Annotated in this window: 10 protein-coding genes; 3 read left to right on the top strand and 7 right to left on the bottom strand. The window is 70.1% G+C overall.

What is annotated here, in order from left to right:
- Positions 1-58: 58 nt before the first annotated feature.
- The 3 genes from prpC to K206_RS44615 all read right to left on the bottom strand — a co-directional run bounded on the left by prpC (position 59) and on the right by K206_RS44615 (position 2583).
- Positions 59-1216, bottom strand: coding sequence for a 2-methylcitrate synthase (gene prpC / locus K206_RS0106620; protein ID WP_020201627.1), 1158 nt, complete (start codon positions 1214-1216; stop codon positions 59-61).
- Positions 1217-1348: 132 nt separating this feature from the next.
- Entirely contained in the window at positions 1349-2257 is a 909-nt protein-coding gene (prpB, locus tag K206_RS0106615; RefSeq protein WP_020201626.1) for a methylisocitrate lyase, read from the bottom strand.
- 194 nt (positions 2258-2451) lie between these two features.
- Positions 2452-2583 (bottom strand): hypothetical protein, encoded by a 132-nt coding sequence (locus K206_RS44615; RefSeq protein ID WP_255359631.1) that lies wholly within the window; start codon positions 2581-2583, stop codon positions 2452-2454.
- Here K206_RS44615 and prpR point away from each other — a divergent pair.
- Positions 2582-4561 carry a propionate catabolism operon regulatory protein PrpR gene (gene prpR, locus K206_RS0106610; RefSeq protein ID WP_020201625.1) on the top strand — a complete coding sequence of 660 codons (1980 nt, stop codon included), beginning with the start codon at positions 2582-2584 and terminating at the stop codon, positions 4559-4561. The genes K206_RS44615 and prpR overlap by 2 nt on opposite strands.
- Positions 4562-4648: 87 nt before the next feature.
- Here the strand turns inward: prpR and K206_RS0106605 are convergent, their stop codons facing one another.
- Positions 4649-4942 carry a putative quinol monooxygenase gene (locus tag K206_RS0106605; protein ID WP_020201624.1) on the bottom strand — a complete coding sequence of 98 codons (294 nt, stop codon included), beginning with the start codon at positions 4940-4942 and terminating at the stop codon, positions 4649-4651.
- Between the two features lie 198 nt (positions 4943-5140).
- Between K206_RS0106605 and K206_RS0106600 the strand changes: the two genes are divergently transcribed.
- Entirely contained in the window at positions 5141-6355 is a 1215-nt protein-coding gene (locus K206_RS0106600; RefSeq protein ID WP_020201623.1) for an HD-GYP domain-containing protein, read from the top strand.
- A 48-nt stretch (positions 6356-6403) separates the two neighbouring features.
- On the opposite strand, the gene K206_RS0106595 is transcribed toward K206_RS0106600, so the two are convergent.
- A complete protein-coding gene (locus K206_RS0106595) occupies positions 6404-8047 on the bottom strand; it encodes an acyl-CoA dehydrogenase family protein (RefSeq protein WP_020201622.1) in 1644 nt (547 codons plus the stop codon).
- 114 nt (positions 8048-8161) lie between these two features.
- On the opposite strand from K206_RS0106595, the gene K206_RS0106590 reads away from it, so the two are divergent.
- Positions 8162-8797 (top strand): TetR/AcrR family transcriptional regulator, encoded by a 636-nt coding sequence (locus tag K206_RS0106590; RefSeq protein ID WP_231401569.1) that lies wholly within the window; start codon positions 8162-8164, stop codon positions 8795-8797.
- Positions 8798-8867: 70 nt separating this feature from the next.
- Here the strand turns inward: K206_RS0106590 and K206_RS0106585 are convergent, their stop codons facing one another.
- Together K206_RS0106585 and K206_RS0106580 are read right to left on the bottom strand one after the other, a co-directional pair.
- Positions 8868-9662: a peptidylprolyl isomerase gene (locus K206_RS0106585; protein WP_020201620.1), complete on the bottom strand. Its 795-nt coding sequence runs from the start codon at positions 9660-9662 to the stop codon at positions 8868-8870.
- A gap of 4 nt (positions 9663-9666) precedes the next feature.
- Positions 9667-9981, bottom strand: coding sequence for a BolA family transcriptional regulator (locus K206_RS0106580; protein ID WP_020201619.1), 315 nt, complete (start codon positions 9979-9981; stop codon positions 9667-9669).
- Between the last annotated feature and the right edge of the window lie 60 nt (positions 9982-10041).

Below are 10041 nucleotides of genomic sequence, written 5' to 3'. Positions count from 1 at the left end.
CCCCCGCTCCCGCGGGCCGCGCTGCGCGCGGTCCCGGGAGCAGGCCGGAGGGCCGGTATTACTTGCGGTCCTTGATCGGCACGAACTTCAGGTTCTCCGGCCCGGTGTAGTTGGCGCTGGGGCGGATGATCTTGTTGTCGATGCGCTGCTCGATGATGTGCGCGGCCCAGCCCGAGGTGCGCGCGATCACGAACAGCGGCGTGAACATGGCCGTGGGCACGCCCATCATGTGGTAGCTCACCGCGCTGAACCAGTCCAGGTTCGGGAACATCTTCTTGGCGTCCCACATGACCGTCTCCAGCCGCTCGGCGATGTCGAACATCTTCAGCGAGCCGGCGTCCTTCGACAGGCGCTTGGCCACGTCCTTGATGACCTGGTTGCGCGGGTCGCCCGTGGTGTACACCGGGTGGCCGAAGCCGATCACCACTTCCTTGTTCTCCACGCGGCGCTTGATGTCGGCCTCGGCCTCGGCCGGGTTGTCGTAGCGCTTCTGGATCTCGAAGGCCACCTCGTTGGCGCCGCCGTGCTTGGGGCCGCGCAGCGCGCCGATGGCGCCGGCGATCGACGAGTACATGTCCGAGCCGGTGCCGGCGATCACGCGCGCGGTGAAGGTCGAGGCGTTGAACTCGTGCTCGGCGTACAGGTTGAGCGAGGTCTGCATGGCGCGCTCCCACAGCGCCGAGGGCTTCTGGCCGTGCAGCAGGTGCAGGAAGTGGGCGCCGATGGAGTCGTCGTCGGTCTCGACCTCGATGCGGCGGCCGTTCTGGCTGTAGTGGTACCAGTACAGCAGCATGGAGCCGAGGCTGGCCATGAGGCGGTCGGCGATGTCGCGCGCGCCCGGGGTGTTGTGGTCGTCCTTCTCGGGCAGCACGGTGCCGAGCACGGACACGCCGGTGCGCATCACGTCCATCGGGTGGGCGCTGGCGGGCACCCATTCGAGGGCGGCCTTGACGTTGGCGGGCAGGCCGCGCAAGGCCTTGAGCTTGGCCTTGTAGGCGGCCAGTTCGGCGCGGGTGGGGAGCTTGCCGTGCACCAGCAGGTGGGCGATTTCCTCGAATTCGCAGGTCTCGGCGATGTCGAGGATGTCGTAGCCGCGGTAATGCAGGTCGTTGCCGGTGCGGCCGACCGTGCACAGCGCGGTGTTGCCGGCGGCCACGCCCGACAGGGCGACGGATTTCTTCGGTTTCGGGGTGGCGAGCGGTTGCGCTTCGGACATGTTGGAGGTCTCCTTGGGGAATGCCGTGTGCTGACTGACTGCGTATTGACGTTGCTGACGTTGCTGACGTTGCCGGCGCCGGCCGTGGCGGCGCGCACGCGGTGCGCGCGCCGCGGGGGCGGCCCGCGCGGCTTACTTGGACTTGCCTTGCGCGAACAGCGCGTCGAGCTTCTGCTCGAAGGCGTGGTAGCCGATGCTCTCATAGAGTTCGGCGCGCGTCTGCATGGTGTCGACCACGTTCTTCTGCGTGCCGTCGCGGCGGATCGCCGCGTAGACGTTCTCGGCGGCCTTGTTCATGGCGCGGAAGGCCGACAGCGGGTACAGCACCATCGCCACGCCGGTGCCGCCGAGCTCTTCGGTGGTGAACAGCGGGGTGGCGCCGAATTCGGTGATGTTGGCCAGCACCGGCACCTTCACCGCGTCGACGAACTTGCGGTACATGCCGAGGTCGGTCATGGCTTCCGGGAAGATCGCGTCGGCGCCGGCTTCCACGCAGGCCACGGCGCGCTCGATGGCCTTGTCCAGGCCTTCCACGGCGAGGGCGTCGGTGCGCGCCATGATGACGAAGTGCTCGTCGGTGCGCGCGTCCACGGCGGCCTTGATGCGGTCGACCATCTCGCCCTGCGAGACGATTTCCTTGCCCGGGCGGTGGCCGCAGCGCTTGGCGCCGACCTGGTCCTCGATGTGCATGGCGCCGGCGCCGAACTTGATCAGCGAGCGGGTGGTGCGCGCCACGTTGAAGGCCGAGGCGCCGAAGCCGGTGTCGACGTCGACCAGCAGCGGCACGTCGCACACGTCGGTGATGCGGCGGATGTCGGTCAGGACGTCGTCGAGGTTGGAGATGCCCAGGTCGGGCAGGCCCAGCGAGCCGGCGGCCACGCCGCCGCCCGACAGGTAGATCGCGCGGTAGCCGGCGCGCTTGGCCAGCAGGGCGTGGTTGGCGTTGATGGTGCCGACCACCTGCAGCGGGTGTTCGTCGGCCAGGGCCTGGCGGAAGCGGGCGCCGGCGGAGCGGGCGAGGTCGGAAGTCGAAAAGGTCATGATCTTCGCTTGTGAAGTGGACGGATACCCAGCGCAAGGGGTGTGCCAGGCGGATCGCTGCCGCGCGCCGCGCCGGCCCCGGCTCCGGCGCACGGCGGCCAGCCCTTGATCCGCCTGACCTGGCGGCGCATGGCGGGCATCCTGCGCGGTGATTGTGATGCGGGCGCTATCTCCGTTGCATTTCAATAGTGAAATCATTGCATTTCAATATTGAAATGCACGCCGGCCGCGCGCACAATTCCAAGATTAGTCCGCCCGCCGCGTTCTTGCTGCTTTCCCGCGCCGTTTTCCTTCACCAGTGTTTCCGCCGGATTTCCGCCGTCCATGAGTACCGTCCTCGCCGCGCCCGTCAACCCGCCCGCCGCCGGCACCGCGCGCCCGCGCATCTGGGCGGTCGGCATCAGCCGCCTGTCGCGCGCGTTCGCCGACCTGATTCCCGGCTACGCCGCGCAGGCGGACTTCCGCATCGTCGGCAAGGGTTTCGCCGCGGCCGCCAGCGCGATCGCGCGCGAGGCGCGCGAGGGCCGGCTCGACGCCGTGGTGGCGGGCGGCTCCAACGGCGCCTACCTGCGCCAGCACGTGGACGTGCCGGTGGTGCTGGTCAAGGTGACGGGCTTCGACGTGATGAGCGCGCTGTCGACCGCGCGCCGCATCTCGCCGCGCGTGGCGCTGGTCACGCACGCCGCGACCTATCCCGAGGTGGACGAGTTCGTGCGCACCTTCTCGCTGTCGATCCCGGCCTACACCTACCTGACCGAGGACGACGCCGCGGCGCGCGTGAAGGCGCTCAAGCAGGAGGGCGTGCGGGTGGTGGTGGGGCCGGGGCTGGTGACGGACCTGGCCGACCGCATCGGCCTGATCGGCGTGTTCCTGTACTCGGGCGTGTCGGTGCGCGGCGCGCTGGAGGACGTGATCGAGGCGGCCCGGCTGCGGCGCATCGAGTCCGGCCGGCGCGACTACGTCAACACCATCCTCGCGCATCTCAACGAGGGCGTGGCGGCGGTGGACGCGGAAGGGCGCATCCAGACCTACAACCCGGCGATGGAGCGCTTTCTCGGCATCGCGCCGCCGGCCGCGCTGGGGCGCAAGCTGCAGGCGCTGGCGCCCGCGCTGGCGCTGGACCACGTGATGCAGAGCGGCAGCAAGGAGCTCGAGGCCATCCACAAGCTCGGCGACAAGATGGTGGTGGTCAACCGCATCCCCATCGTCACCGACGCCGGCACCACCGGCGCGGTGCTGACGCTGCAGGACGCCAACGCCATCCACCGCGTGGACCGCAACCTGCGCTCGCGCAGCCGCGCGCGGCCGGCCGGGGTGCGCTACAGCCTGGACGACCTCGCCGGCGCCTCGCCCGTCATGCACAACCTGCGCGAGCTGGCGCGGCGTTATGCCGCGGTGGATTCCACCGTGCTGGTGGGCGGCGAGAGCGGCACCGGCAAGGAAGTGCTGGCGCAGGGCATGCACGACGCCAGCCCGCGCCGGGTGTTCCCGTTCGTTGCCGTCAATTGCGCGGCGTTCCCGGAAAGCCTGCTGGAAAGCGAGCTGTTCGGCTACGAGGAGGGCGCCTTCACCGGCGCGCGCCGCGGCGGCAAGGCCGGCCTGTTCGAGTCGGCCCACAACGGCACGCTGTTCCTCGACGAGGTGGGCGACATGCCGCCGGCGCTGCAGACCCGCCTGCTGCGCGTGCTGCAGGAAAAGCAGGTGCTGCCGATCGGCGGGCTCGACGCGGTGCCGGTCAACGTGCGCGTGATCGCCGCCACGCACCGCGACCTGGGCGAGCTGGTGCGGCAGGGCAGCTTCCGCCAGGACCTGTATTACCGCCTCAACATCCTGCGCATCGAAATGCCGCCGCTGCGCGAGCGCGCCGGCGACCTGCCCGAGCTGGCCGAGCTGCTGTACCGGCGCGCCCAGGAGCGCCTGGGCCAGGCCCGGCCGCAGCCGCTGCCGCAGGCGGTGCGCGAGCGGCTGTCGGGTTATGCGTGGCCGGGCAATATCCGCGAGCTGGAGAACGTGACCGAGCGCATCGCGGTGCTGGTGGTGGGCCGCACGCTGGCGCCGCGCGACCTGCTGGAAGAGCTGCAGGCGGCCGCGCCGGAGCTGTTCGGCGTGGCCGAGGCGGCCGCGCCGGACGGGGCGCCGCCGGCGCCGGGCAGCCAGTCGCTCGCCGGCGTGGCGCGCGCCAGCCAGGCCGGGCATATCCGCCACGTGCTGGCGCAATGCGGCGGCAACCGCGCCGAAGCCTGCCATCTGCTGGGGATCAGCGCCACGACCTTGTGGCGGCGCCTGAAGGAGGGCGGGAAATGACCGAGGCCGGCGCAATCTCGCGGCCGATATAGTCGTAGCCGACATAATCGCAGCCCGCGCCCCGCGGCAAAGGCCGCGGCGGCGCGCCTAGGCCGCGTTCAGCCAGCGCAGCTGGAGGTCGCCCTCGAGGAAATCCTGCCGGCTGGCGTGGAAGTCGCGCACGTATTCGCTGTTCAGGTGCGATTCCAGCGCATGGCGGGAATTCCACTCCATGTAGAGCACGAACACCTCGGCATCCTCGGCGTCCTCGCCCACGTGGTAGCGCAGGCAGCCCGGCTCCTTGGCGCCGCGCGTGCGCAGCGCGTCGAGCCTGGCGCCGAGGACCTCGCGGCGCTCGGCCTTGGCGCGCGCGATACCGACAAGCGTGTACGTTCTGGACATGGTGTGACGGGCGAACAGGTGGCCGCGTATTGTAGCTTTGCGGCCCCCGCCAGGGCCGAATGCCTGAGGCGCAGGGGCGGATATTCGGGGTGCGCGGTTGACAAGGGGGCGGCTTTGGGTCTTGCCGCCCCTAAAGTTTTCCGGCGCGCCGCCGTTAAGCGGCCACGCCCCCATTTACCCTTCACCCGGAGAGCTGGCATGCTGAAACGCATCAAGACTCAACAGCTTCAAGTCGGCATGTTCGTCGCCAGGGTGGGCGGGCCGTGGCTGGAGCATCCTTTCTGGCGTTCGCGCTTCCCGGTGACGAGCCAGGAGCAGATCGACCAGATGATCGCCTCCAAGGTCGAGGAAGTGTGGATCGACCTGCTCAAGGGCAAGAGCGTGCCGCCGCCGTCGGCGGCGACCGGCTCGCTGACCGTCAACCCGGTGGCCGACGAGCCGCCGGGCGCGGTGCCGCAGTCGGGCGTGCCGCTGGAGGTGGAGCTGGTGCTGGCGCGCGACGTGATGCGCAACGGCAAGGCGGTGGTGGGCTCGATGTTTACCGACGCGCGCATGGGCCGCGCGCTGGAAGTGGAGGGCGCGCTGCTGCTGGTGGACTCGGTCTCCAATTCGCTGACCCGCCATTCGCAGGCGCTGATCGCGCTGGCGCGGCTCAAGGTGCGCGACGACTACACCTACCTGCATTCGTTCGCCGTCTGCGCGCTGATGATCGCGCTCGGGCGCACGCTCGGGCTGGACGCCGGCGAGGTGCAGCAGCTCGGCCTGGCGGGGCTGGTGCACGACATCGGCAAGGTCGCCATTCCCACCCACGTCCTGCACCGGGACGGCCCGCTGACCACGGCGGAGATGGAGGTCGTGCAGCGCCACCCCTCGATGGGCTACCGCATCCTCAACGAGGCCAGGCTCTACCGCAACATCCCGCTGGACGTCTGCATCCACCATCACGAGCGCATCGACGGGCGCGGTTATCCGTTCGGCCTGCGCGCCAGCGAGATCAGCGTGCACGCGAAGATCGCCGGGGTATGCGACACCTACGACGCGCTGACCTCCAACCGGCCCGGCCACCAGGCGTGGACGCCGGCGCGGGCGCTCGAATACATGGCGGTGCGGGTGGACACCCTGTTCGACCGCACCGTGTTCCAGGCCTTCACGCGCTCGATCGGCATCTACCCGCTGGGCACGGTGCTGCGCATGCGCTCGGGCCGGCTGGGCGTGGTCTGCGCGCAGAACGACAACGACCCGCTGCATCCGCGCGTCAAGCTGTTCTACTCGGTGAGCGAGGCCGCGCACATCGGCCCGGAAGAGATGGACCTGCGCGACACCGAGGACACCATCGTCAGCTTCGAGGACCCGGCGCAATGGGGCTTCCGCGACGAGCAGCTGCTGGAGCTGTGCGCGGTGGCCTCGGCCTGAGGCCGCGTCCGCCCGCCGTGCGCGCCGCGCCCGCCCTGGCCGCCGCCGTCAGTCCGGCCACGCCGCCGCGACGATGCGCGCGGCGTCTGCCGCGCCCGCGCTGATGCCCATCACCGCGCCCCATTCGGGGTCGAAGCGGCTGGCCAGGAAGGCCTGCGCGCTGGCCGCGCCGGCGTGCCGGAGCATCAGGCAGGCCTGGGCGGTCAGCACCAGCCGGGTGGTGGTGCGGCGCGCCTCGGCCTGCTGTTCTTCCGCCGGCAGGCGCAGCGCCTCGCGCAGCGCGGCCACGCTGGCCTCGATGCGCGGCTCGCCGGCGCCCATCGCGCTCATCTGCTCCAGCACGCGCAGGTAGTCGTCCGGGTTGCGGCCGATGGCGCGCAGCACGTCCAGGCACATCACGTTGCCCGAGCCTTCCCAGATCGAGTTGACCGGCGCATCGCGGAACAGGCGTCCCATCGGGCCGTCCTCGACGTAGCCGTTGCCGCCGAACACCTCCATCGCCTCGCCGGTCAGCTCCACCGCGCGCTTGCAGATCCAGAACTTCGAGGCCGGCGTGAGGATGCGGCGCCAGGCCAGCCGGGCGGGGTCGTCGGTGGCTTCGAACGCGGTGGCCAGGTCCATCGCCAGCAGCATCGCCGCCTCGGCCTCCAGCGCCATGTCGGCCAGCAGGCGGACCATCAGCGGCTGGCGCGCCAGCGGCCTGCCGAAGGCGCTGCGATGGCGCGCGTAGTGCAGCGCCTGCACGAAGGCCTGGCGCATGAAGCCGGCGCTGGACAGCGCGCAGTTCAGGCGGCTGTAGGTGGCCATCTCCAGGATGGTCGGAATGCCGCGGCCTTCCTCGCCCACCATGATGCCCCACGCATCGCGGAATTCCACCTCGCTGCTCGAGTTGGAGCGGTTGCCGACCTTGTCCTTCAGGCGCTGGATCTCGACCGGGTTCTTGCTGCCGTCGGGCCGCCAGCGCGGCACGAAGAAGCACGACGAGCCGGCTTCGGTATTGGCCAGCACGAGGTGGGCATCCGACATCGGCGACGAGAAGAACCACTTGTGCCCGGTGATCAGGTATTCGGCGCCGCGCCCCTCGCCGCGCGCGGGCAGCGCGCGCGTGGTGTTGGTGCGCACGTCGGAGCCGCCTTGCTTCTCGGTCATGCCCATGCCCACGTTGATCGACGGCTTGTCTCCGAGCGGGATGTCGCGCGGATCGTAGCCGCGCGCGAGCAGCTTGTCGCCGAGTTGCGCGAACAGCGCCGGCTCCTTGCGCAGCACCGGAATGCAGGCCTGCGTCATGTTGGTCGGGCACAGCGAGCCGGATTCGATCTGGCTGTGCATGTAGAGCGAGGCGGCGTAGGCGGTCCAGGCCGAGGGGCGCGTGTCGGCGAACGGCAGGTTGGCCAGCCCGCTGGCGCGCGCGATGGCCATGATCGCGTGCCAGCCCGGATGGAAGCGCACCTGGTCGATGCGCTCGCCGGCGCGCGAATGCGTGTGCAGCTCGGGGTGGTGGCGGTTGGCGTCCTCGGCGTGGCGGATGGTGTCTTCCGCGCCCAGCAGCGCGCCCTGGCGCGCGAGCTCGGCCTCGCTCCAGCCCGCGCCGGCGCGCTCCACGGCGCGGCGCAGGCCGGGATCGCTGGCGTAGAGGTCGTAGTCCTTGAGCTCCGGCACCTGGTTGGTGATGGCGTGGGTGGTCCAGTTCATGGCAAGCTGTCTCCTTGGTTTTTTCCGCGCGGCGCCTGGCGCGCCCGCGCCCGGCTGCGTTGGAGACCATTCTAGGGACAACGCCCGGCCCTCATGTTCGGCTTTCGGAACCCCATGAACCTACCGCGCAAAGACCCGCCCAAGCCGCGCCGCAGGCCCGTGCAGTCACGCTCGTGGCAGACCTCGCTGGCCATCCAGGAAGCCTTTGTTCGGCTTTTGGCCGGGCAGGACTACGCCCAGGTGACCATCCGCGCCATCGTCGACCTGGCCGGCGTGGGGCTGGGCACGTTCTACGAATACTTCGGCAGCAAGGAGGAGCTGGCGCGGGTCTGCCTGCACCTGCGCGCCAAGCGCATCGTGCTGGCGATGGACGCCTGCCTGGCCGGGCATCGCGGCGCGCCGCTGGCGGCGATCGTGGACGCGCTGGTCGCGGTCAACGTGGACCATCACCGCGAGACGCCCGAGCGCTGGGGGCCGGTCTACCTGCTGGAGCGGCACTACTCGGGGCGCGCGGCCTACCGGAAGATGTACGGGCGCTTCGTCGCGGTGTGGCGCCGCGCGCTGGCGGGCGCCGCGGACGCGCCATGCGCCGAGGTGGCGGAGGAGGCGGCGGTGACGCTGCAGGCCATCGTGTACGGCCTGATCGCCCACGCCTGCATCGACGAGGGCGCGGCGGTGGATTTCGCGCGGCTGCGGCGCAGGCTGCGCAATGCCGTGTCGGGCTACCTGGGGACGATGGGCGCGGGCTGACGCGCGGGCGCCGGAACGGAAAACGGCGCCAGTGGCGCCGTTTCTTTGTGCTGCGCGCGAGGCGCGATCCTTACTGGATCTTCGCCTTTTCCTTCAGCGACTTCATCATGGCCTGGAACTGCTCGCGCTGCCAGTTCTGGTCGCCCATCAGCATCTGCGTGAGCTGCGGCTTGACTTCGTCGAACGTGGGCACCTTGGCGTCGCGCACGTCGTCGAGCTGGATGATGTGCCAGCCGAACTGGGTCTTGACCGGGGTGTCGGTCATCTGGCCCTTCTGCAGCGCGGTCATCGCGGCCGAGAACTCGGGCACGTAGCTGCTGCTGTTGGCCCAGTCCAGGTCGCCGCCGTTGGCCGCCGAGCCCGGGTCCTTGGACGAGGCCTTGGCCATGTCCTCGAACTTGGCGCCGGCCTTGATCTTGGCGATGATGGCGCGCGCGTCGGCTTCCTTCTCGACCAGGATGTGGCGGGCGTGGTATTCCTTGCCGCTGCCGAACTGCGACTTGATCTTTTCGTACTGCTTGCGCAGTTCTTCGTCGCTGGCGCCGTGGGTCTTGACGTAGTCCTCGAACACCGCGCCGGCCAGCACGTTGAGCTTGGCCTGTTCCAGTTGTTCCTGCAGGTCGTCGCGCTGGGTCAGGCCGCGCTTGTTGGCTTCCTGCAGCAGCAGCTCGCGGTCGATCAGCATGGTGCGGGCACGGTCGCGCAGTTCCGGGCTGGCCGGCTGGCCGGTGCCGGCGATGAGCTTGTCCAGCTTCGCCGAGGGGATCGCCTTGCCATTCACGACGGCGGCGTTCTGGGCCAGGGCGGGCAAGCTGCCAGCGGCAAGCACAGCCGCCAGGCTGAACGAGAGGACGGTGGTCTTCATGGAATCAGGTCTGAGAGTTGCTCGAGGAATCGCGGGAGGATTCGCGGGATTCAAGTTCTTGGTCGGTCAGCGCGGTAACGGCTAGCGCGTGGATTTGCGTGGGGAACAGTTCGCGCAGCGCATCATACACCATGCGATGGCGCGCCACGCGGCTGCTGCCGGCAAAACGCCCGCTGACGATGGTCACGTGGTAGTGGCCGCCGCCGGAGGCCGCGCCGGCGTGGCCGGCGTGCTGCGCGCTGTCGTCGCGCACGGCGACGCTGGTGGGGGCAAGGGCTGCGCGCAGCAGCGCCTCGATATGTGCTGGATCGGCGGCCATCGGTCTTTGTCGGTCTCTGTGGTGGAGCGCGGGCGGGCCCGCGCCGGGTGGAGGCGGTGC

It is taken from the genome of Cupriavidus sp. WS (assembly GCF_000395345.1).
Taxonomy (GTDB): domain Bacteria; phylum Pseudomonadota; class Gammaproteobacteria; order Burkholderiales; family Burkholderiaceae; genus Cupriavidus; species Cupriavidus basilensis_B.
The sequence above is the reverse complement of the archived record's forward strand: the minus strand, read 5'-3'. Positions and strand labels throughout refer to the sequence as shown.